Source organism: Hydrogenophaga sedimenti (assembly GCF_051857515.1).
Lineage (GTDB): Bacteria > Pseudomonadota > Gammaproteobacteria > Burkholderiales > Burkholderiaceae_C > Hydrogenophaga.
Genome location: NZ_JBPZHA010000023.1, coordinates 1 through 20,788 on the forward strand (window position 1 = coordinate 1; position 20,788 = coordinate 20,788).

20 protein-coding genes are annotated in these 20,788 nt (G+C 67.7%); 6 read left to right on the forward strand and 14 right to left on the reverse strand.

Translation table 11 applies throughout. The annotated features are described in order from the left end of the window. Window positions 1-154 precede the first annotated feature (154 nt). From ACS5NL_RS22300 to ACS5NL_RS22315, 4 genes are all read right to left on the reverse strand, one after another. Window positions 155-1,336: an isovaleryl-CoA dehydrogenase gene (locus ACS5NL_RS22300; RefSeq protein WP_439356203.1), complete on the reverse strand. Its 1,182-nt coding sequence runs from the start codon at window positions 1,334-1,336 to the stop codon at window positions 155-157. 27 nt (window positions 1,337-1,363) lie between these two features. Beyond that, window positions 1,364-1,807, reverse strand: coding sequence for a PaaI family thioesterase (locus ACS5NL_RS22305; RefSeq protein WP_439356204.1), 444 nt, complete (start codon window positions 1,805-1,807; stop codon window positions 1,364-1,366). A gap of 110 nt (window positions 1,808-1,917) precedes the next feature. Next, on the reverse strand, window positions 1,918-2,277 hold the full coding sequence (locus ACS5NL_RS22310) for a DUF1304 domain-containing protein (protein WP_439356205.1): 360 nt from the start codon (window positions 2,275-2,277) through the stop codon (window positions 1,918-1,920). A 34-nt stretch (window positions 2,278-2,311) separates the two neighbouring features. After that, window positions 2,312-2,719 carry a MerR family transcriptional regulator gene (locus ACS5NL_RS22315; RefSeq protein ID WP_439356206.1) on the reverse strand — a complete coding sequence of 136 codons (408 nt, stop codon included), beginning with the start codon at window positions 2,717-2,719 and terminating at the stop codon, window positions 2,312-2,314. Window positions 2,720-2,838: 119 nt separating this feature from the next. Between ACS5NL_RS22315 and ACS5NL_RS22320 the strand changes: the two genes are divergently transcribed. Then, complete coding sequence (locus ACS5NL_RS22320) at window positions 2,839-3,912, forward strand: MBL fold metallo-hydrolase (protein ID WP_439356207.1); 1,074 nt, start codon at window positions 2,839-2,841, stop codon at window positions 3,910-3,912. A gap of 70 nt (window positions 3,913-3,982) precedes the next feature. Further along, window positions 3,983-5,092 (forward strand): HPP family protein, encoded by a 1,110-nt coding sequence (locus ACS5NL_RS22325; protein ID WP_439356208.1) that lies wholly within the window; start codon window positions 3,983-3,985, stop codon window positions 5,090-5,092. A 2-nt stretch (window positions 5,093-5,094) separates the two neighbouring features. Here the strand turns inward: ACS5NL_RS22325 and ACS5NL_RS22330 are convergent, their stop codons facing one another. The 9 genes from ACS5NL_RS22330 to ACS5NL_RS22370 all read right to left on the reverse strand — a co-directional run bounded on the left by ACS5NL_RS22330 (window position 5,095) and on the right by ACS5NL_RS22370 (window position 14,824). Then, complete coding sequence (locus tag ACS5NL_RS22330) at window positions 5,095-5,982, reverse strand: M48 family metallopeptidase (RefSeq protein WP_439356209.1); 888 nt, start codon at window positions 5,980-5,982, stop codon at window positions 5,095-5,097. A 114-nt stretch (window positions 5,983-6,096) separates the two neighbouring features. Further along, window positions 6,097-6,831 (reverse strand): lysophospholipid acyltransferase family protein, encoded by a 735-nt coding sequence (locus tag ACS5NL_RS22335; RefSeq protein WP_439356222.1) that lies wholly within the window; start codon window positions 6,829-6,831, stop codon window positions 6,097-6,099. 19 nt (window positions 6,832-6,850) lie between these two features. After that, window positions 6,851-7,435: a D-glycero-beta-D-manno-heptose 1,7-bisphosphate 7-phosphatase gene (gene gmhB, locus ACS5NL_RS22340; protein WP_439356210.1), complete on the reverse strand. Its 585-nt coding sequence runs from the start codon at window positions 7,433-7,435 to the stop codon at window positions 6,851-6,853. A gap of 108 nt (window positions 7,436-7,543) precedes the next feature. Next, a complete protein-coding gene (glyS, locus tag ACS5NL_RS22345; protein WP_439356211.1) occupies window positions 7,544-9,679 on the reverse strand; it encodes a glycine--tRNA ligase subunit beta in 2,136 nt (711 codons plus the stop codon). Between the two features lie 16 nt (window positions 9,680-9,695). Further along, window positions 9,696-10,601 carry a glycine--tRNA ligase subunit alpha gene (gene glyQ / locus ACS5NL_RS22350; RefSeq protein WP_439356212.1) on the reverse strand — a complete coding sequence of 302 codons (906 nt, stop codon included), beginning with the start codon at window positions 10,599-10,601 and terminating at the stop codon, window positions 9,696-9,698. Window positions 10,602-10,693: 92 nt separating this feature from the next. Then, window positions 10,694-12,532 carry an apolipoprotein N-acyltransferase gene (gene lnt, locus ACS5NL_RS22355; protein WP_439356213.1) on the reverse strand — a complete coding sequence of 613 codons (1,839 nt, stop codon included), beginning with the start codon at window positions 12,530-12,532 and terminating at the stop codon, window positions 10,694-10,696. A 25-nt stretch (window positions 12,533-12,557) separates the two neighbouring features. Next, window positions 12,558-13,424, reverse strand: coding sequence for a CorC family transporter (locus ACS5NL_RS22360; protein WP_439356214.1), 867 nt, complete (start codon window positions 13,422-13,424; stop codon window positions 12,558-12,560). A gap of 91 nt (window positions 13,425-13,515) precedes the next feature. Continuing rightward, on the reverse strand, window positions 13,516-14,214 hold the full coding sequence (locus ACS5NL_RS22365; RefSeq protein ID WP_439356215.1) for a GNAT family N-acetyltransferase: 699 nt from the start codon (window positions 14,212-14,214) through the stop codon (window positions 13,516-13,518). Between the two features lie 136 nt (window positions 14,215-14,350). Beyond that, window positions 14,351-14,824 (reverse strand): Lrp/AsnC family transcriptional regulator, encoded by a 474-nt coding sequence (locus tag ACS5NL_RS22370; protein ID WP_439356216.1) that lies wholly within the window; start codon window positions 14,822-14,824, stop codon window positions 14,351-14,353. Window positions 14,825-14,940: 116 nt separating this feature from the next. On the opposite strand from ACS5NL_RS22370, the gene hppD reads away from it, so the two are divergent. Next, window positions 14,941-16,056: a 4-hydroxyphenylpyruvate dioxygenase gene (hppD, locus tag ACS5NL_RS22375; protein WP_439356217.1), complete on the forward strand. Its 1,116-nt coding sequence runs from the start codon at window positions 14,941-14,943 to the stop codon at window positions 16,054-16,056. A gap of 34 nt (window positions 16,057-16,090) precedes the next feature. Here the strand turns inward: hppD and ACS5NL_RS22380 are convergent, their stop codons facing one another. Continuing rightward, complete coding sequence (locus ACS5NL_RS22380) at window positions 16,091-17,053, reverse strand: esterase/lipase family protein (protein ID WP_439356218.1); 963 nt, start codon at window positions 17,051-17,053, stop codon at window positions 16,091-16,093. Between the two features lie 96 nt (window positions 17,054-17,149). Here ACS5NL_RS22380 and ACS5NL_RS22385 point away from each other — a divergent pair, with 96 nt between their 5' ends. From ACS5NL_RS22385 to ACS5NL_RS22395, 3 genes are read left to right on the forward strand one after another with little or no spacing between them, the layout of a single operon-like run. Then, complete coding sequence (locus ACS5NL_RS22385; RefSeq protein WP_439356219.1) at window positions 17,150-17,890, forward strand: FFLEELY motif protein; 741 nt, start codon at window positions 17,150-17,152, stop codon at window positions 17,888-17,890. Between the two features lie 46 nt (window positions 17,891-17,936). Further along, window positions 17,937-19,658: an AMP-binding protein gene (locus tag ACS5NL_RS22390; protein WP_439356220.1), complete on the forward strand. Its 1,722-nt coding sequence runs from the start codon at window positions 17,937-17,939 to the stop codon at window positions 19,656-19,658. An 11-nt stretch (window positions 19,659-19,669) separates the two neighbouring features. Beyond that, window positions 19,670-20,605 (forward strand): MBL fold metallo-hydrolase, encoded by a 936-nt coding sequence (locus ACS5NL_RS22395; RefSeq protein ID WP_439356221.1) that lies wholly within the window; start codon window positions 19,670-19,672, stop codon window positions 20,603-20,605. Window positions 20,606-20,788 lie beyond the last annotated feature (183 nt).

Consider the following 20,788-nt stretch of genomic DNA (forward strand, 5'->3'; position numbering starts at 1 on the left):
TTGCGCGTGCGCCGCGTACTCAGATTCAGGCCAAGTTCTCGTTGGGTCATCACGCCATTGTTCCTGTCGTGCCTCGCTCATGCCATTCGGGCTTGACCGGGGGTTTTGAACACCATCCATAGGCTCCATGAAAACCCTGGAAACGCCCTTGAAATCAGCAGGTCTCGGCGAACAGCTCGCGGCCGATCAGCATGCGGCGGATTTCGCTGGTGCCGGCGCCGATTTCGTACAGCTTGGCGTCGCGCCAGAGGCGGCCCAGCGGGTACTCGTTGATGTAGCCGTTGCCGCCGTAGATCTGCACGCCCTCGCCCGCCATCCAGGTCGCCTTCTCGGCGGTCCAGAGGATGACCGAGGCGCAGTCCTTGCGCACCTGGCGCACGTGGTCGGTGCCCAGCAGGTCGAGGTTCTTGGCCACGGTGTAGGCGAAGCTGCGCGCGGCCTGCAGCACGGTGTACATGTCGGCGACCTTGCCCTGGATCAGCTGGAATTCGCCGATGCTCTGGCCGAACTGCTTGCGGTCGTGGATGTACGGAATCACGTTGTCCATGACCGACTGCATGATGCCCAGCGGCCCGCCGGTCAGCACGGCGCGCTCGTAGTCCAGCCCGCTCATCAGCACCTTGGCGCCCATGTTCAGGCCACCCAGGATGTTCTCGGCCGGCACCTCGACGTTCTGGAACACCAGCTCGCCGGTGTGGCTGCCGCGCATACCCAGCTTGTCGAGCTTCTGCGCGATGCTGAAACCGGGCATGCCTTTTTCGATCAGGAAGGCGGTGACGCCGCGCGCGCCCAGCTCGGGCTCGCTCTTGGCGTAGACCACCAGGGTGTCGGCGTCGGGGCCGTTGGTGATCCACATCTTGTTGCCGTTGAGCAGGTAATAACCGCCCTTGTCCTCGGCCTTGAGCTTCATGCTGATGACGTCGGAGCCGGCGCCCGGTTCGCTCATGGCCAGCGCGCCCACGTGTTCACCGCTGATGAGCTTGGGAAGGTATTTGGCCTTCTGCTCGGGCGTGCCGTTGCGGTTGATCTGGTTCACGCACAGGTTGCTGTGCGCGCCGTAGCTCAGGCCCACCGAGGCGCTGGCGCGGCTGATTTCTTCCATGGCCACCATGTGGGCCAGGTAGCCCATGTTGGCGCCGCCGTACTGCTCGGGCACGGTGATGCCCAGCACGCCCAGCTCGCCCATCTTGCGCCAGCAGTCCATGGGGAACTGGTCGGTGCGGTCGATCTCGGCCGCGCGCGGGGCGATCTCGGCCTGCGCGAAGTCGCGCACCGCGTCGCGCAGGGCGTCGATGTCTTCACCGAGCTGGAAATTGAGGCCGGGCAGGTTGGTCATGGGGTGTCTCCTTGAATGTGGGGGTGTTCAATAGGTCTTGGGCACGGGCACCAGGGTCTGCTGCATCACGGCGCAGTCCGAGCGCTTGCCATCGGCCGCCACGTGCACCACCTCGGCGCTGGTGACGATGATGCGTTTGCCGGCCTTGGTGACGCGGCCGGTGGCCTGCAGCTCGCCGCCCTGGAAGGCCGCGAGGAAGTTGATCTTGTATTCCACGGTGGTGACTTCCATGCCTTCGGGCGCCACGGTCAGGGCCGCGTAGCCCCCCGCGATGTCGGCCAGCGCGCCCATGGCGCCGCCGTGGAAGCCACCCTGCTGCTGCGTCACGCGGTCCGAATACGGCAGCGCCAGCGTCACCGTGCCGGGCGCCACGGACAGCAGCCGCACACCCAACGCCTGCATCATTCCCTGGCGGTCCAGGCTGGTCTGCACGCGCTGGCGCAGGGCATCGGGGTCGGTGGTCTGGGTCATGGGTTTGATTTACGTTTACGTAAACGTCAATTATGACCGACACCGCTGCGCGGCGGCAAGTGCGGGTCAACCCGCAAGCCAAGGCCGCGGTTCGCGGCCGCGAAAAAGGTTCAGCGGGAAAGGAACAGGGCCAGCAGGCCCAGCGCCGCCGGCACGGCCTGGATGAACAGGATCTTGCGGGTGGCGGTCGCGGCACCGTAGAGGCCGGCAACCAGGATGCAGGCGAGGAAGAACACCTTCACGCCAAAACCCTCCGCGCCCAGCCACAGCCCCCAGAACAGGCCGGCGGCCAGGAAGCCGTTGTACAGCCCCTGGTTGGCGGCCAGTGCCTTGCTCGCGGCGGAGAACTCGGGCGTGAGGCCGAAGGCCTTGCGGCCCTTGGGCGTGTCCCAGAGGAACATTTCCAGCACCAGGATGTAGACGTGGATCAGTGCCAGCAGGGCGACGATGGCGGTGGCGACGAGGCTCATGGACCAGCTCCGGTGAGGGCAGAAGCCGCCGAGTCTAGACCTTGCCCGTCTTTTCCACCTTGGCCAGCAGCGCCCGGGCTTCCTTCTCGTGCACCTTCACCTCGTCGAGGTTGGCCACCAGGTCGGCCAGCTGCTCTTCCAGCTGGCGCTTGTGGTCGGCCAGCACGGTGAGGAACTTGCGCAGCTGCGGCCCGGTGTCGCGCGGGCTGTCGTACATGTCGATGATGTCCTTGGCCTCGGTCAGCGACAGCCCCAGGCGCTTGGCGCGCAGCGTGAGCTTCAGGCGCGTGCGGTCGCGCGCGCTGTAGACCCGGTTGCGTCCACCGGGACCTTCGCGCTGCGGCTGGATCAGCCCCATGTCTTCGTAGAAACGGATGGCGCGCGTGGTCAGGTCGAACTCGCGTGCGAGGTCGCTGATGGAATAGGTCGGGTTGGTCGCCATGGTCTTGGAAGGGGTGTCGGCTTTCGGACAGCAGTGGCGCGGCGCGCTCCCTAGAATGCGTCGCAGCCTGACGTTTACGTCAACGTCAGTTTACCGGAACGCCCTTCGAGAAACGGCCCATGACCTCCGCCACCAAAGACCAGCTCGAAGCCCGGCTTCATTACCCGCAGGGCGATGCCCTGCCCGAACCCGGCCGCACGCTGCTCGTCGCACCCGGCGTGAAGTGGATCCGCATGGCGCTGCCGTTCGCGCTGGACCACATCAACCTCTGGCTGCTGCGCGACACGCTGGACGGTCGCGAGGGCTGGACAGTGGTGGACACCTGCATCGCGCGCGACGAGGCGAAGGCGCAGTGGGAGCAGATCTTTGCGGATGAACTCGACGGCCTGCCGGTGCTGCGCGTGATCGTGACCCACATGCACCCGGACCACATCGGCCTGGCGCAATGGCTGTGCGAGCGCTGGTCCTGCCGCCTGTGGATCAGCGGCACGGACTATCACATGGCCCGCATCGGCTCGCGCAGCACCACCGGGTTCGGTGGCGATGGCGCGGCGGCGTTCTTTCGCGCGCACGGCCTGCTCGATCCGGACGCGCTGGAGAAGATCCGCGCCCGCGCCGGCTATTACCCCGGCCTGGTGCCGGGCGTGCCCAGCCAGTACCGGCGGCTGATGGACGGCCAGGTGGTGACCATTGGCGGCCACGGCTGGCGTTGCATCGCGGGCTACGGCCACGCGCCCGAGCACATCGCGCTGTACAGCGAAGACCTGCAGGTGCTGATCAGCGGCGACATGGTGCTGCCGCGCATCAGCACCAACGTCAGCGTCTACGACGTGGAGCCCGAGAGCGACCCTCTGACGCTGTTCCTCGATTCGCTGCAGCGTTATCTGCCGCTGCCGCCCGACACCCTGGTGCTGCCCTCGCACGGCAAGCCCTTCACCGGCCTGCACGAACGCATCCGTCAGCTCGAAGAGCACCACGACGACCGGCTGGCCGAGGTGCTGGAGGCCTGCGGCCAGCGACCGCACAGCGCCTGGGAAATGATCCCGGTGCTGTTCCACCGTCCGCTGGACCTGCACCAGAGCACCTTCGCGATGGGCGAGTCGGTCGCCCACCTGCACCGGCTGTGGTTCCAGGGCAGGCTGCGGCGCACGCAGGACGCCGACGGGGTCTGGCGCTTCAGTCCCCAGAACTGACCGGGTCATCCGCCGCCGCGGGTCGCCGGGTTCCTACAATGACCGACCCCGCGCCCACCGCCCTCCCCGCGTGCACCCCATCCTGTCCTGGCTTCGCAGCTTCATTCCCGCCCCACTGAGCGTCAGCCGCCGGGAAATGCTGCTCGGGGTCGTGGGCGCCGGCATCGGCCTGATCGCCACCGAATGGTCCAGCCGGCTCGCGCTGGGCACGCTCAACCCGTGGTTCATCGCGCCGATGGGGGCATCCGCGGTGCTGCTGTTCGCGATGCCCGCCAGCCCGCTGGCCCAGCCCTGGTCCATCGTGGGCGGCAGCACGGTGTCGGCCCTGGTCGGTGCGGCCTGCGCGCTGCTCATCGGACACACAGGCCTGGCCGCCGGGGTGGCCGGTGCACTGGCGATCGCCGTCATGTTCGCGCTGCGCTGCCTGCACCCGCCCGGCGGCGCGGTGGCAATCACGGCCGTGCTCGGCAGCCCGGCCGTGACGCAACTGGGCTTTCACTACGCGCTCTGGCCGGTGGCGACCAACGCGGGCCTGCTGGTGCTGACCGGCCTGCTGTTCAACCACCTCGCCGGCCGCCGCTACCCGCACCACGCCACGGCGCAGCCGCACCACACCAGCGACCCTCTGCCCAGCCACCGCCTGGGCTTCACGCACGACGACCTCACCCGCGCGCTGACCAGCCAGGGCGCGCTGCTCGACATCAGCCCGCAGGACCTGGAAGAGATCCTGGTCAAGGCCCAGGACCTCGCCAGCCAGCGGCGCTGGGGCGAAGTGCACTGCCGCGACATCATGTCGCGCGATGTCGTGAGCATCGGGCCACGCGACTCGGTCGACGAAGCCTGGGCCCGGCTGGCGCACCACAAGATCAAGGCCCTGCCGGTGGTCGAGGCCGACGGCACACTCGCGGGCATCGTCTCGCTGCACGATTTCTTCATCGGCCACAGCGCGCCGGACCCGCGGCGGCTGCCGGTGATGAGCACGGCCCGCTACGTCGACGACATCATGACCCGCAGGGTGCGTTCGGCGCGGCCGGAGCAGCCCATCGGTGACCTGGTCGGCCTGTTCTCCGACGGAGGCCTGCACCACATGCCGGTGGTCGACGCCACCCAGCGCGTGGTCGGCATGATCACGCAGTCCGACGTGGTGGCGGCCCTGTTCAGCGGCCCGCCCGCGCGCTGACCTCAGTCGCCCAGCGGCACCGACGCGCGCTTGAGCGCCTTGCGCCGCTGCAGGTGGTCGGGCATCACGCTGGCGACCACATCCCAGAACTGCGGGCTGTGGTCCATGTGGCGCAGATGGCTGAGTTCGTGCACCACCACGTAGTCGATCATCTCGGGCTTGAGGTGGACCAGGCGCCAGTTCAGGCGGATCGTGCCGTCGGCGCTCGCGCTGCCCCAGCGCGTGCCCGCGCTGGACAGCCGCAGCTTCTGGTACGTGACGCCGAGCTGCGGCGCGAAACGCTCCAGGCTCTCGGTGAACAGCTGCTTCGCCTGCCGCATCAGCCAGGCCTGTGCGGCGTCGCGGATCTGGGCCTCGGTCGCGGTCCGGGCCAGCCCCAGGCGCAGCACCGACATGGCCTCGTCCTCGCCCGGCTCCAGCGCGGCGCCCCCCTGCGCAAAGGCGTGCGCCGAATCGAGCACGAGCCGCACGCGCTGCCCCAGAAAATCGAACTCCGCCCCATCGGCCCAGACCGTGCGCGCACGCTCCAGCGCGCCGGCCCGCTCGCGCGCGTCGCGCAGCTTGTCCAGCACCCAGCCGGCCTTCTCCTGCAGATAGGCCTCGACCTCGCCCACCGGCGTCCAGCGCGGCGCGCGCACGCTCAGGCCTTCCGGACTGACCGACAGCCCGATGGTGCGGCGCTTGCCGCGCGCGAACTCGTAGGCTACCTCGTGCCCGCCCAGCCGCACGCGGCGGTTGGCGCGCGGGTGGTGCCAGGTGCCGGGCTGGAATACCGCCGTCATCGACTCGGCCGGCGGCCCGTCGACGCGTGGCGCGTCTTTCGCGGCCGGCGCCATCACCGGCTCGGTGCCGGTCAGGAAATCAAGCGCCAGCTGGACGAAGCGCTGCATGGACTCAGCCCCCTGCGAAGCGAAATGTCTGCGACCAGGATGCGGTGGAGCCGGCTCCGCCGGGCCACTCGCATCGCCCCCTTGAGGGGGTCGCGCGCAGCGCGGCAGGGGTGGTCATCGGTACGCCTCGGGGTCGAGTCGGTGCATCTCGCCCTCGATCCAGTCCTCGACCTCTTTCATCAGCTCGTCGGCCTCGCGGCCGGCGCTGGGAATCGGCTTGCCGATCGAGAACTCGACCGTGCCCGGCTTCTTCACGAAGGCCTTGCGCGGCCAGCACTTGGCCGAGGTCACGGCGATCGGAATCACCGGCGCACCGGTGCGGATCGCCAGCCGCGTGCCACCGGTCTTGTAGACGCCCTTCTCGCCGCGCGCGATGCGCGTGCCTTCGGGGAACATGATCACCCAGGTGCCCTGGTCCAGCAGGCGCTGGCCTTGCTGCACCACCTTCACGAAGGCGCGTGCGCCGTCGGCGCGGTCGATGTGGATCATGTCCATGCGCGCCATGGCCCAGCCGAAGAACGGCACTTTCAGCAGTTCCTTCTTGAACACGAAGGCCAGCGGGTGCGGCATCAGCGCGGCCATGCTGAAGGTCTCCCACAGCGACTGGTGCTTGACCAGCAGCACCGCCGGCGCGGTCGTGCCGACCGGCAGGTTCTCGTAACCGATCACCTTGTTGTGGATGCCCAGGATCACCGTGCCGCCGTCGACCGCCAGCTTGAGCCAGCGCGCGCACATCCAGTAGATCTTGGTGCTGTTGAGGAAGGGCGCGGCGATCACCACCGCCAGCGCCCAGGGCACGACGGTCACCGCCATGAACAGCATGTGGAGCACCGAGCGCAGGAAATTGATCAGGTACATGGGGAAGGTGTCAGGTGGTGGGCACGGGCTGCGCCAGCAGCCAGTCGGCAAAAGCGCTCAGGTCGGTGTGCAGGCGGCAGTCTGGCGGCAGCCCGGCGACCGCGACCCCGGTGGCATCCCCGTCACCGACCACCTCGCGCAGGTGCTCGGACTTGCCGGTCAGCAGCAGATGCGGCGGGCAGCCGGCGGCAGCGCCGGCCTGGACATGCCGCAGGGCGTTGCCCACCGCCGGAATCTCTTCCAGCGGCAGGCCGAAACGGTCGCCCACCTGCTCGAACAGGCCCGGCTCGGGCTTGCGGCAATGGCAGCCGTCTTCGGGCGCGTGCGGACAGAAAAAGATCGCCTCGACCCGGCCGCCGACCGCCGCCAGCGCGCGGTGCATCTTGGCGTGGATCGCGTTGAGCGAGGCCATGTCGAACAGGCCGCGGCCGATGCCCGACTGGTTGGTCGCCAGCACCACGCGCCAGCCGCCGTGGTTCAGCCGCGCGACGGCTTCGAGCGCGCCAGGCAGCGCCTCCCACTCGTCGGCCGAAGCCACATAGTCGTCGCGGCTGCGGTTGAGCGTGCCGTCGCGGTCGAGGATCAGCAGTTTCATGCGGTGCTCCAGCGGTTGGGCCGCCGCGCCGGGCCGCCCCAAGCAAGGCCGCGCCCCCGTGGGGGGCAGCGACCCGCGAAGCGGTGGAGCGTGGGGGCGGTCATGGCATCAAGCCGCGAGGCGCGACAGGTCGGCCACGCGGTTCATGGCTTCGTGCAGCGACTTCAGCAGCCCCAGGCGGTTGGCCTTGAGCGCCGGGTCGTCGGCATTGACCATCACGCCATCGAAGAAAGCGTCCACCGGCGTGCGCAGCGCGGCGAGCGCCTGCAGGCTGGCGGTGTAGTCGCCCGCATCGAACTTCGCGTTGGCAGCGGGCACGGTGGCCTGCATCGCGGCGTAGAGGTCCTTCTCGGCGGTTTCCACGAACAGCGCCGGGTTGACCTCCGCGCCCTCGCCTTCGGACTTCTTGAGGATGTTGCCGATGCGCTTGTTGGCCGCGGCCAGGGCGGGCGCTTCGGGCAGCGCGGCGAAGGCGCGCACGGCCTCAAGGCGCGTACGCAACACCGCCCAGTGGGGCATGCCTTGAACAGCTAGGACTGCACCAATTTCGCCAGCGTTGTTCCCCTCGCTTTCGAGCAGACGTACCAACCGCTCTTGGCAAAGTACTTCAAGCAACCCTTGCATATCTTTTTGCGGGACTAACCCCTTGCCCGCAAAGGTCTCGTATGCGATTGAAATTAGCTTGCCAAGCTCCAGCGGCAGATCTCGATCAACAATGATCCGACCCACACCTAGAGCATGGCGCCGCAAGGCAAACGGGTCTTTCTCGCCGGTCGGCAGGTTGCCGATGCCGAACATGCCGACCAGGGTTTCCAGCTTGTCGGCCAGCGCGACCACCACACCCGTCTGGGTGCGCGGCAGTTCGTCGCCCGCGAAGCGCGGCTTGTAGTGGTCTTCGATCGCGAAGGCGATGTCTTCGGAGAGGCCGTCGTGGCGCGCGTAGTAGCCGCCCATGATGCCCTGCAACTCGGGGAACTCGCCCACCATGTCGGTCAGCAGGTCGGTCTTGGCCAGGCGCGCGGCGGTGTCGGCGCTCTTCGCGAGCACATCGCCACCGAGCTGCTGGCCGATGGCGCGTGCAATCGCGCGCACGCGCTCGACGCGCTCGCCCTGCGTGCCCAGCTTGTTGTGATAGACCACCTTGCCCAGGCCTTCGACGCGACTCTCCAGCGTCTTCTTGCGGTCCTGGTCGAAGAAGAACTTGGCGTCGGCCAGGCGCGGGCGCACCACGCGCTCGTTGCCACCGATCACCGCGCTCGCGTCGTCGGGGCGGATGTTGCTGACCACGAGGAACTGGTTGGTCAGCTTGCCGGCCGCGTCCAGCAGCGGGAAGTACTTCTGGTTGGCCTTCATCGTGAGGATCAGGCATTCCTGCGGCACATCGAGGAATTCGGTCTCGAACTGGCAGGTCAGCACGTTCGGGCGCTCGACCAGCGCGGTCACTTCGTCCAGCAGCGCGTCGTCGTCGATCGGCTTGCAGCCCCCGCCGACCTTCGCGGCCGCGGCGGCCAGCTGGCGCGCGATCTCGGCCTTGCGTTCGGCGAACGACGCGATCACCGCGCCGTCCTTCGCCAGCGTTGCCGCGTAGGCGTCGGCATCGGCCAGCGGCACCGGGTCCACGGCCGCTTCGAAGCGGTGGCCGTGGGTCGCGTTGCCGGCCTTCAGGCCCAGCGCCTTCACCGGCACCACGTCGGCGCCGTGCAGCGCGACCAGGCCGTGCGCCGGGCGCACGAAGTTCACGCTGGTCCAGCCGGGCAGTTCGCAATCGGTTTCGAGCTGGTAGCTCATCACCTTCGGAATCGGCAGCTTGGCGATGGCTTCATCGAGCGCCTTCTGCAGGCCCGCAGCCAGATCGACGCCAGCTTGCACGCTGTCGAAGAACAGAGCTTCGGCCTTGCCATCGGGCGCGCGCTTGAGGCCGGCCACGGCGGAAGCATCGGCCCCCAGACCGGCCAGGCGCTTGAGCAGCGCGGGCGTGGGCGCGCCGCTGGCGTCCAGGCCGACGCTGACCGGCATGAGCTTCTGCGACACGGCCTTGTCGGCGGCGCGCGCGGCCACGGCCGTCACGTGCGCGGCCAGGCGGCGCGGCGAGGCAAACGGTGTCACCACCGCATCGGCGGCGGCCAGGCCCTGGGCCTTGAGTTGATCGGCCAGCACGCCGGCAAAGGCGTCACCCAGCTTCTTGAGCGCCTTGGGCGGCAGCTCTTCCACAAACAGTTCGACGAGGAGGTTCTTGTTTGTCATTCTTGTTCTCGCGGTCTCAAGCAACTTTCTTTTCGATCTGCGCCACCCACTCGCGCGGCGCCATGGGGAAGCCCAGGCGCTCACGGCTCTCGTAGTAGCACTGCGCCACGGCGCGGGCCAGGTTGCGGATGCGGCCGATGTAGGCGGCGCGCTCGGTCACGCTGATGGCACCGCGCGCGTCCAGCAGGTTGAAGCTGTGCGCGCACTTGAGCACCTGCTCGTAGGCGGGCAGCGCCAGTTGCTGTTCGATCAGGTGCTTGGCCTGTTTCTCGTGCGCCGTGAAGGCGGTGAACAGGAAGTCGGCGTCGCTGTGCTCGAAGTTGTAGGTCGACTGCTCGACCTCGTTCTGGTGGTAGACGTCGCCATAGCTCATGGTCTCGGTCCACTTCAGGTTGTAGACGTTGTCCACGCCCTGCAGGTACATGGCCAGGCGCTCCAGGCCGTAGGTGATCTCGCCGGTGGCGGGCTTGCAGTCGATGCCGCCGACCTGCTGGAAGTAGGTGAACTGCGTGACTTCCATGCCGTTGAGCCACACTTCCCAGCCTAGGCCCCAGGCGCCCAGCGTGGGGTTTTCCCAGTCGTCTTCCACGAAGCGGATGTCGTTCTTCTTGAGGTCGAAGCCCAGGGCTTCGAGCGAGCCCAGGTAGAGCTCCAGGATGTTGGCCGGCGCGGGCTTGAGCACCACCTGGTACTGGTAGTAGTGCTGCAGGCGGTTGGGATTCTCGCCATAGCGGCCATCCTTGGGGCGGCGGCTGGGCTGCACGTAGGCGGCCTTCCAGGGCTCGGGGCCGAGCGCGCGCAGGAAGGTGGCGGTGTGGCTGGTGCCGGCGCCGACCTCCATGTCGTAGGGCTGGAGCAGGGCGCAGCCCTGTTTGTCCCAGTAGGACTGCAGGGTCAGGATGATTTGCTGGAAGGTCAACATGGTCGGGTGCCGGCGGTGGATCCGCTGGCCGGAATGCAGGGTGTGGTGGCGCGGCGACCGCCCCTCGGGCAGACCACGCAAAACCTTGGATTTTACGGGGCGGGGCGGGTTTCGCTGCCTGCGCGACGGGCCGGCCGGCGCTGCTGCGTCTGGCGCACCAGCAGGGCCAGCGCCACCACGGCCAGGCAGACCAGCCAGAGCGGCCCCTGACCCCAGCGCGAGGCCCAGGCGGCGTAGGGCGTGAGCCCGGTGCGGCCCTGTACCGCAGCCTCCAGCCGGTCGCGGGTCTGGCGCGGCAGGCGTTGCGTCACCACACCCCGGTGGTCGATGGCCGCCGTGGCGCCGGTGTTGGTGGCGCGCAGCATCGGCCGCCCCAGCTCCAGCGCGCGCAGGCGCGAGATCTGCAGGTGCTGGTCGATCGCCACCGTGTCGCCGAACCAGCCGATGTTGCTCAGGTTGACCATCACCGTCGGCGCGGTGGCCGGGTCGCGGAAGGACGCCGCCAACTCCTCGCCGAACAGATCCTCGTAGCAGATGTTGGGCGCCACGCGCTGCCCCGCCCATTGCCAGCCGGGCTGGACCAGATTGCCGCGCGCGAAGTCCCCCAGCGGGATATGCATCAGGTCGGTGAACCAGCGGAAGGTCGGGGGAATGAACTCGCCAAACGGCACCAGGTGCTGCTTGCTGTAGCGGTAGAAGCGATGGCCCGGAAAGCCCCCGTCGCGCCCCTGCAGCATGGCCGGCGACAGGCCCCAGGCGGAGTTGGTGTAGCCCGACTGCACCGAGCCCAGCGGGATGCCGACCATCACGCCCAGGCCCGGCGACTGCGGGGTCGCGGCCGAAGCGCCGATCACATCGAAGAACGGCTCCCAGAACTCCGCCGACAGCTGCTGCGGCAGCACCGGCACCGCGGTTTCGGGCGCGACCACCAGGTCCGGCCCGGCGCCAGCCCTTCGCGCGCGCGCGGCATCGGCAATCTGCGCCGGGTACCAGGACAGCGCGGTGGCGACGCCAGTGCCGGTCTCGAACTTCTCGTTCTGTGGGATGTTGCCCTGCAGCAGCCAGACCTTCAGCGGACCGGCATCCGCCGTGCCGCGCAGCGACAGGTCGCGCCAGCGCTCACCCAGCAGCACGCTGGACAGCAAGGCCAGCGCCATCAACCCGGCCAGCGCATTGGCCCAGGACACCGCGCCCCCGGCGCCCGGTGCCGTCTGGCTTCTGGGGCCGGGCAGCACCGGGAACAGGCGCCCGTGCACGAACGCCCAGACCGCCGGCACCATCAGCGCGAACGCGAACGCCAGCAGCGCCGACAGCGCGCCCAGGCCGTACACGCCGACCCACGGCGCCCAGGCCGCCATCAGGTCGACCTGCGCATAGCCACCGGCCCCCCAGGGCAGCCCGGTCAGCCAGCGGCCGCGCACCAGCTCGGCCAGCGTCCACAGCGCCGCAAACATCAGCGCCTGCAGCCAGCGCGCGCGCGGCGCCCAGGCGCACAGCGCCACCGACGCCACCGCATAGAACAGCGCCAGTCCGCCGGCCAGCGCCGCCACGGCCAGCACCGCCATCCAGGCCGCCAGCCCGCCATAGGTATGCATCGAGACAAACAGCCACCACAGGCTGCCGGCCATCCAGACGGTCGCAAACACCCAGCCGCGCCAGAACGCCTGCCCGACACGGTGCACGTGCCGCAACGCGAACACCAGCAGGCTCAGCGAACCGATCTGCAGCCAGCCACTGGGCTCCCCCGGCAGGAGCCCTGGCGGGTGCCAGGACTTCAGCGGCCAGGCCAGCGCCGCCGCCTGCAAGGCGCCGCCGAGCAGACAGACCAGAAACCAGAAAAGCCCGTTCCCGAGCGCACGGCGTCCCGGCGGCAGGCCGGACAGGGGAGCCAGACTGGATGGAGGATGGAGGTTGCCGAACAGGTTCCGCATGGGGCGTGGCGCAGCAACTGTGCGCTCAGGCGCCCGCGGGCAGCGGCATGACCTTGAACCACTTGACCGCGCCACCCTTGGTGTGCAGCACGACAAAACGCAGTCCGTCGATCTCGTGCACCTCGCCGCGCTTGGGCACGTGGCCCATGGTGTGGGCGATCAGGCCGCCGATGGTGTCGAAATCGTCTTCGGGCAGCTGGATGCCGAAGGATTCGTTGATGCGCTCGATGGCGGTGTCGCCACCGACGCGCCAGGTGCCGTCGGCCAGCGAGAAGATGTCGCCATCGTCTTCGGCCACGTCGAACTCGTCCTCGATCTCGCCGACGATCTCTTCCAGCACGTCCTCGATGGTGATGAGGCCGGCCACGCGGCCGAACTCGTCGATCACGATCGCCAGGTGGTTGCGGTTGCCGCGGAATTCGCGCAGCAGGTCGTTCAGGCCCTTGCTCTCCGGCACGAAGGTCGCCGGGCGCAGCAGGGCCCGGATGTTGAGCTCGGGCGCGCGCTGCAGCTTGAGCAGGTCCTTGGCGAGCAGGATGCCGATGATGTTCTCGCGCTCGCCCTCGTAGACCGGGAAGCGCGAGTGGGCGGTGTCGATGACCAGGTGCAGCAGCTCGTCGAAGGGCGCGTCGATGTTGAGCACATCCATGCGCGGCGCCGCCACCATCACATCGCCCGCCGACATGTCGGCGATGCGGATCACGCCTTCGAGCATGACGCGCGACTCGGCGTTGATGATGTCGTTGTCCTCGGCCTCGGCGAGCGTCTCGATCAGCTCGTCCTTGGAATCCGGCCCGGGGTGGATGAATTCCGCGAGCTTCTGCAGGAATCCACGTTTGTCTTCATGCCGCAGGCTGCGCTGCGGCCCCGTACTGGGAGGGTGGTCGGCCACTGGAGGAAAAGGGAGTTGGAACAGCGGCAAAGGATACCGCAAGCGCTTGACAGGAGCCACCGGCGGGGGGCACTGCCGCCGCGCGGGGCCGTCACTTCATCGCGTCGCGGGACTTGCGCACACCCTGGCGGATTTCCTGCAACAGGTCCAGCACGCTCCAGAACTGCTTGGCCTGGGCCTTGAAGTGGTAGTCGGTGCGGGCGATCTGTTCGTTGAGCAGTTCGGTGACGCGCGAATCGAAGTCGGCCGGCGGCAGACGCAGATGGGCTTCGCTCTCGGGCCCGTCGCGTTCGATCACGGCACCGGCCTTGCGCGCGATGCGCAACATGGCGGTGTTTTCCGACAGCGCGTGGATGAACAGCAGGTGCACGCCTTCGTTGCGGGCGTGCATCACGGCACGCTCGAACAGCCGGCTGCCGTAGCCACGGCCACGGGCCGATTTCGACACCGACACCCCGAACTCGGCGCAGCTGGTGCAGTTCGGGTCGACCGAGAACGCCAGGTGCGCCATCGAGATCAGTTCGAGCTTGCGGTTGAAGACGCCAAAGAGTTCATCGCGCTCGAAGTTGAGCTGCTCGACATAGCGGCCGATCTGCTCGTCGTTGGCGGAGTAGCCGAAACGCAGGTAACGGTCGTGCGCGTCCAGGGCCAGCAGGTGGGCCAGGATGCGCGGTGCGTGTGCCCGACCAATGGTGCGGATCGGCACCACGGCGCCGACCTGCGAATGCGGCGGGTCACCGGCGGGAGCCGGGCGCGCTGGCGCGGAGAAGGCGGTGGTTTCGGTGGACATGGCGCAAAATATAAGGGTTTTCCCTATATCGACAAGGTCGCACGCCTCTAAACCCGGAGAAACCCGATGAACGGATGACAGATGACCGGTCCGGCCTGCCCGGGTGTTGCTGCAATGCAGCAAAAACGATAGCAACTCACACCGGCAGGGCGGTGGTGCTCTTGACGCGGTCCATCACGAAGCTGGTCTTGCAGTCCTGCACCGAGGGGTGGCGCAGCAGCACATCCATCATGAACCGCGAGTAGGCGGCCATGTCGGCGACCACCAGGCGCAGCAGGAAGTCCATCTCGCCCGTCAGCGCCGCGCACTCCACCACTTCGGGCCAGCCCAGCACGCTGGCGCGGAACTCGTCCATCGGGTTGCGCTTGGCGGCACCGCTGTGCTTTTCCAGCCGCACGTTCACCCAGGCCGTCAGCCCCAGGCCCACGGCCTCGGGCTTGACCAGCGCCACATAGCGGGCGATCACGCCCGACTCTTCGAGCCGCTTGACCCGCCGCAGCACCGCGCTGGGCGAAAGCCCCACGGCCTCGGCGATCTGGTCGTAGGTGGCGCGACCGTCCGCCTGCAGGCTGCGCAAAATGTGGCGATCCAGCTTGTCGAGTGCTTCCATGACCGACATTTTGCATTTTTCCTGCAAGCAGGCGCCAGAGCACGCCCCAAAACGCAGCAAACGTGACATGCTGCGCCGATACAGTGGCGCTTCACCTCACCCACAAGGAGACAGCCATGAATGCCAGCCTGCCCACATCGGCCACCGCACCGCTCACGACCTGGGACAACCCCATGGGCACCGACGGTTTCGAGTTCATCGAATACGCTGCGCCGGACCCGGTCGCCATGGGCGCCCTGTTCGAGCGCATGGGCTTCAAGGCCATCGCCCGCCACCGCCACAAGAACGTGACCCTGTACCGCCAGGGCGGCATCAACTTCATCATCAACGCCGAGCCCGACAGCTTCGCGCAGCGTTTCGCGCGCCTGCATGGCCCCAGCGTGTGCGCCATCGCCTTCCGCGTGCAGGACGCCAAGGCCGCCTATGAGCGCGCGATCTCGCTGGGCGCCTGGGGCTACGCCAACGCCGCCGGCCCGGGCGAGCTGAACATCCCGGCCATCAAGGGCATCGGCGACTCGATCATCTATTTCATCGACCGCTGGCGCGGCAAGAACGGCGCGCAGGAAGGCGAGATCGGCAACATCGGCTTCTACGACGTCGATTTCTACCCGCTGCCCGGCGCCGAGCTGAATCCGGTGGGCCACGGCCTGACCGTCATCGATCACCTGACGCACAACGTGCACCGGGGCCGCATGGCCGAGTGGGCCGGCTTCTACGAGCGCATCTTCAACTTCCGCGAAGTGCGCTACTTCGATCTGGAAGGCCAGCAGACCGGCATCAAGAGCAAGGCCATGACCAGCCCCTGCGGCAAGATCCGCATCCCGATCAACGAGGAGGGCAACGACAAGCCCGGCCAGATCCAGGAGTACCTGGACCGTTACCACGGCGAAGGCATCCAGCACATCGCGCTGGCCTCGACCAACCTCTACGACACGGTGGACGCGCTGCAGATGGAAGGCCTGAAGCTGCTGAACACCAGCGAGACCTACTACGAGCTGCTGCCCAAGCGCATCCCGAACCACGGTGAAGACCTCGCGGCGCTCAAGGCGCGCAACATCCTGGTCGACGGCGCGCCGGGCGAGCTGCTGCTGCAGATCTTCAGCGAGAACCAGCTCGGCCCGATCTTCTTCGAGTTCATCCAGCGCAAGGGCAACCTCGGTTTCGGTGAAGGCAATTTCAAGGCCCTGTTCGAGACCATGGAGCTCGACCAGATGCGCCGCGGCGTGATCTGAACGGGCCTGGGGGCTTCCGGGTGGGCTGATCCGGTCAGGTCTCGCGAGCCACCAGGTCGAGCGTGCCGTCCAGCACTTCGTCCACGAAGGCCATCGCCACGTGCGGCCGACCCGGTACGTGGCGGTTGTCGGCGCCCTGCAGGGTCGCGGTCGAGGCCGGAAACACGATGTTGTCGGCGTTGGAGTACCAGCAGGTGAAGCCGGCGTATGCGCCCTGCGGCCAGCGTTGGGCTTCGCGCTCGCGCAGCGCCTGCAGCCACGGGCTGTCCTGCCGCATCTGGCGGCCGTTGGGCACGTGGCTGAACTGGCCCAACCAGGTCCCGTGGTGCGGCGAACCGATGGTGACGATGTGGGCCACGCGCTCGTCGGCATCTGGGGTCGCCGCCCGCCAGGCCCGGCCAGCCAGCCCACCCATGCTGTGGCAGACCAGGACCGGCGCCCGGCCGGTGAGCGCCTGGGCACGCTGCACCGCGTCGTCGATCTGCGGGATGTAGTCGTCGATCGAGCCGAAGACCGGCTCCAGGTTGACCGAGGTGTAGGGAATGCCGCGCACCGTCAGTTCGCGCATCCACGGCAGCCAGAGCCCGCGGTTGCACACGAATCCATGCACCAGCACCACGGCCGTCTGTCCCGGCGCGGGAGCGACACCGTGGTCGGGCCAGGCCCGCCAGCGAAACGGCTGCCGCCAGGAAAACACCTGAGGTGCCGTCCGCACCTCCGTCCACCACGCACATGCCAGCGCGAACGCGCCGGCCCTGGGTGCCGGGTCCCGCCGGTTGACCCGCGCCACCGCCAGAAACTCCCAGGCAAGCACAAAGGCGTAGCCAAAGCCCAGCACCAGCACGCCGCCCAGCACCTGCACCCAGGGACGGCCCCAGCTCCAGTACAGCCAGACCACCAGGGCCAACAAGGTCGCCAGGGCCACACGCTGCTGCAGCCGCGCCAGGCGCGACGCGCGGTGAATCACCGGCCTGCCGGCAAGAGGGATGGAGGACATGCAGCGACTATCGCATGCCGTGTCCGCGACCGAGGCGACCACACTAGAGCGTCCTCCCGGGAGCCGGCTGTCCGGTCTGGGTAGACTGGCGTTTCCATGAACGAATCCTTGCCGGCCGCGGACCGCATCCGGGCCCAGCTGTGCTCCGTGAGTGCCCTGCGCGAACAGGCGCGGGGGGAGGGTCTGGGTGCAGCGGTCTCGGCCGTCAAACAGTGGCAGGCCCGGCGTTTTCGCGCGAGCTACACCGACTTCCTGGCCAGTCCGGTCCAGGGGCCGGCGGCGCGGTTCTTTCTGGACGAGCTCTACGGCGACCACGACTTCGCCGAACGCGATGCGCAGTTCGGGCGCATCGCCGGCGCGCTGGAGCGGCTGTTTCCAGACGCCGTGACCGAGCTGGCGGTCGACCTGGCGGAGATGCATGCGCTGACCGAGTCGCTGGACCACACCATGGCTTCGCACTGGCTCGCGATCGGTGACCGCGAAGCAGACACCCGGCGCTATGCGCGCGCCTGGCGCCTCACCGGTCGGCGCGATGCGCGCGAGCGGCAACTGGCCGTGGTGCAGCACATGGGCGCCGAGCTGCAGCGGCTGACCCGCAGCAAGTCCCTGCTGATGGCACTGAAGATGATGCGGCGCCCCGCCCAGGCCGCCGGGCTCGCGGCCTTGCAGCAGTTCCTCGAACGCGGGTTCACGGCCTTCGGGGCACTGGGCGATGCGCACAGCTTCCTCGCGACCATTGGCGAACGCGAACGGCACTGGATCGACGCATTGTTCGACCAAGATCTGGACACCTGCTGCGCGGCGCTGGACGCTGAGCTTTGCGCGACACGGCCCTAGGGCTGCCCCTGAGCGTCGGCGCGGCGGCCACGGTCAGAATGGACGCATGGACTTTGCAACCCCGGACACCACCACCGCGCGCCCCTGGCTGGCGCACTACCCCGAAGGCGTTCCCCACGGCGTCGACCCGTCCCAGTTCCGCTCCCTGACCGCCCTGATCGAGGAATCGCTCAAGCGCCACGCCGACCGCCCGGTGAGCGTCTGCATGGAGCGCTGGATGAGCTATGGCGAGCTCGACGAGCACAGCGCGGCGCTGGGCGCCTGGCTGCAGGCGCGTGGCTTGCCGGCGGGCGCCCGCGTGGCGGTGATGCTGCCCAACATTCCGCAGTTCCTGGTCACGATGACCGCGGTCCTGCGCGCTGGCTACACGGTGGTGAACGTGAATCCGCTGTACACGGCCCGCGAGCTCGAACACCAGCTCAAGGATTCTGGCGCGGAAGCGATCGTGATCCTGGAAAACTTCGCGGCAACGCTGGAAGAGGTCATTGACCACACGCAGGTGAGGCACGTGGTGGTGGCCAGCATGGGCGACCTGCTGGGCTTCTGGTATGGCCGCTGGATCAGCTTTGCCGTGCGACACCTGGCAAAGATGGTGCCGCCGTTCCGGCTGCCGGTGGACGGTGCGGCGGGGCCGCGCACGATCGTCGGTTTCCGGCAGGCCCTGTCCGAAGGCAGTGCCCTTCCCTTGCGGCCCTGCGCGGCAGACCACGACAGCATCGCCTTCCTGCAATACACGGGCGGCACCACGGGACTGTCCAAGGGCGCGGTGCTGACCCACCGCAACGTCATCGCCGGCACCCTGCAGGCCGAAGCCTGGTTCCGACCGGCGCTGGGCAAGATCGGTGATGTGCGCAACATCAACGCCATTGCCGCGCTGCCGCTGTACCACATCTTCGCGCTGACGCTGTCGCTGCTGGCCATCCGCTGGGGTGGGCACATGACGCTGATCCCGAACCCGCGCGACATTCCGGGTTTCGTGGAGACACTGAAAAGACGCCCGTTCCACCTGCTGCCGGCGGTCAACACGCTGTTCAACGCCTTGCTGCAGAACCCGCAGTTCCGGCAGCTGGACTTCTCGCCGTTGCTGATGTCCCAGGCTGGCGGCATGGCCGCGTCCGAAGGCACCGCCAGGCAGTGGCTCTCAGTCACGGGCTGTCCCATGATCGAAGGCTGGGGCATGAGCGAAACCTGCGCGATCGGCACCAACAATCCGGTGGTCAGCCGCACGTTCAGCGGCACCATCGGTCTGCCCTTGCCGGGCATTGATGTCGCCATCAAGGACGACGACGGCAACAGCCTGCCACTGGGCGATTCCGGGGAAATCTGCATCCGCGGCCCCAACGTCATGCAGGGCTACTACCGCCAGGACGCCGAGAACGAGCGCGCGTTCACCGCCGACGGCTTCCTGCGCACCGGCGACGTCGGCATCATGGACGAGCGGGGATACACGCGCATCGTCGACCGCAAGAAGGACATGATCCTGGTGTCCGGCTTCAATGTCTTCCCGAGCGAACTCGAGAACGTGATTTCGCTGTGTCCCGGCGTGCTCGAATGCGCGGCCATCGGGGTCGCCGACGCCAAACAAGGCGAAGCGGTGAAGGTGTTTGTCGTGCGCAGCGACCCGACCCTTCGGGAGGAAGACGTGGCGCGCTTTTGCCACGACAACCTCACGGGCTACAAGCGCCCCAAGTACATCGAATTCCGCGACGAGTTGCCCAAGAGCAATGTGGGCAAGATCCTGCGGCGGGCCTTGCGCCCTGTCGGTTGAGGGCGGGTCGCATGACAAGCCATGAAATGGCCGGGCGCCTCGAACGACTCGGAGTGGCGGTGCTCGAGCGGGGCTGGCTTTCTTCCAACAACATCCTGATTCTGGGCAACGAAGGCCCCTCGACCCTGATCGACTCCGGCTACGCCAGCCATGCGCACCAGACCGTCGATCTGGTCACCAATCTGCTCCGGGGAAGGCCTCTGGACCTGCTGCTCAACACCCACCTGCACAGCGACCACTGTGGTGGCAATGCCGCGCTGCAGGCCCGCTTTCCCGGGATGAAGACGCACATTCCTCCCGGGCAGGCGGCCGCCGTCGAGCGCTGGGACATGGATGCACTGAGCTACACCCCCACCGGCCAGCAATGCCCGCGTTTTGCGGTGGACGGTTTGCTGCTTCCCGGCAGTGCTCTTCGCCTGGGAAGCCATATCTGGCACGTTCACGGCGCCAAAGGCCACGATCCTCATGCCATCGTCCTCTATCAGGAAGATGAGCGTGTGCTGATCTCGGCCGATGCGCTGTGGCAGAACGGTTTCGGTGTGGTGTTTCCGGAGCTCGAAGGCGAGTCCGCCTTCGATGAAGTCGCCGAGACACTCGACCTGATCGAGTCGCTGGAGCCCGCGGTCGTCATTCCGGGCCACGGGTCGCTGTTTGACGACGTCGGGGAAGCGATGGTCCGCGCTCGAAGCCGCCTGGCCAGGTTTCGGGAATCACCCGCCCAGCACCTGCGGCATGCCCAGAAAGTGCTGATCAAGTTCCGTTTGCTGGAATGGCAACGGATCACTCGGGCTGCGCTGTTGGAATGGGCCCTTCACACGCCCTATCTGCGCCAGGCCATGCCGCCCGAGCCCGAGGACAGCGGATCTGCCTGGCTGGATCAGTTGCTGCTGGAGCTTGAACGCGTCCAAGCCCTCCAGCTGGAGGGTGAACATGTTTTGAACCGCTGACGCGTGCGCAAGAACTGCAACGCAACACCGGTTTGCAACCTCTTTCTTTCGCGCAAAAAACAAAACCCCCAAGCACAAGGTACTTGGGGGTTCTGACGGCTTCAATAGAAGCCTGACGATGACCTACTTTCACACGGGAACCCGCACTATCATCGGCGCAAAGGCGTTTCACTGTCCTGTTCG

Coding starts and splice junctions, on each gene's coding strand:
- ACS5NL_RS22300 (WP_439356203.1), bottom strand. CDS start 1,336: ATGACCAACCTGCCCGGCCTCAATTTCCAGCTCGGTGAAGACATCGAC.
- ACS5NL_RS22305 (WP_439356204.1), bottom strand. CDS start 1,807: ATGACCCAGACCACCGACCCCGATGCCCTGCGCCAGCGCGTGCAGACC.
- ACS5NL_RS22310 (WP_439356205.1), bottom strand. CDS start 2,277: ATGAGCCTCGTCGCCACCGCCATCGTCGCCCTGCTGGCACTGATCCAC.
- ACS5NL_RS22315 (WP_439356206.1), bottom strand. CDS start 2,719: ATGGCGACCAACCCGACCTATTCCATCAGCGACCTCGCACGCGAGTTC.
- ACS5NL_RS22320 (WP_439356207.1), top strand. CDS start 2,839: ATGACCTCCGCCACCAAAGACCAGCTCGAAGCCCGGCTTCATTACCCG.
- ACS5NL_RS22330 (WP_439356209.1), bottom strand. CDS start 5,982: ATGCAGCGCTTCGTCCAGCTGGCGCTTGATTTCCTGACCGGCACCGAG.
- gmhB (WP_439356210.1), bottom strand. CDS start 7,435: ATGAAACTGCTGATCCTCGACCGCGACGGCACGCTCAACCGCAGCCGC.
- glyS (WP_439356211.1), bottom strand. CDS start 9,679: ATGACAAACAAGAACCTCCTCGTCGAACTGTTTGTGGAAGAGCTGCCG.
- glyQ (WP_439356212.1), bottom strand. CDS start 10,601: ATGTTGACCTTCCAGCAAATCATCCTGACCCTGCAGTCCTACTGGGAC.
- lnt (WP_439356213.1), bottom strand. CDS start 12,532: ATGCGGAACCTGTTCGGCAACCTCCATCCTCCATCCAGTCTGGCTCCC.
- ACS5NL_RS22365 (WP_439356215.1), bottom strand. CDS start 14,214: ATGTCCACCGAAACCACCGCCTTCTCCGCGCCAGCGCGCCCGGCTCCC.
- ACS5NL_RS22370 (WP_439356216.1), bottom strand. CDS start 14,824: ATGGAAGCACTCGACAAGCTGGATCGCCACATTTTGCGCAGCCTGCAG.
- hppD (WP_439356217.1), top strand. CDS start 14,941: ATGAATGCCAGCCTGCCCACATCGGCCACCGCACCGCTCACGACCTGG.
- ACS5NL_RS22380 (WP_439356218.1), bottom strand. CDS start 17,053: ATGTCCTCCATCCCTCTTGCCGGCAGGCCGGTGATTCACCGCGCGTCG.
- ACS5NL_RS22385 (WP_439356219.1), top strand. CDS start 17,150: ATGAACGAATCCTTGCCGGCCGCGGACCGCATCCGGGCCCAGCTGTGC.
- ACS5NL_RS22390 (WP_439356220.1), top strand. CDS start 17,937: ATGGACTTTGCAACCCCGGACACCACCACCGCGCGCCCCTGGCTGGCG.
- ACS5NL_RS22395 (WP_439356221.1), top strand. CDS start 19,670: ATGACAAGCCATGAAATGGCCGGGCGCCTCGAACGACTCGGAGTGGCG.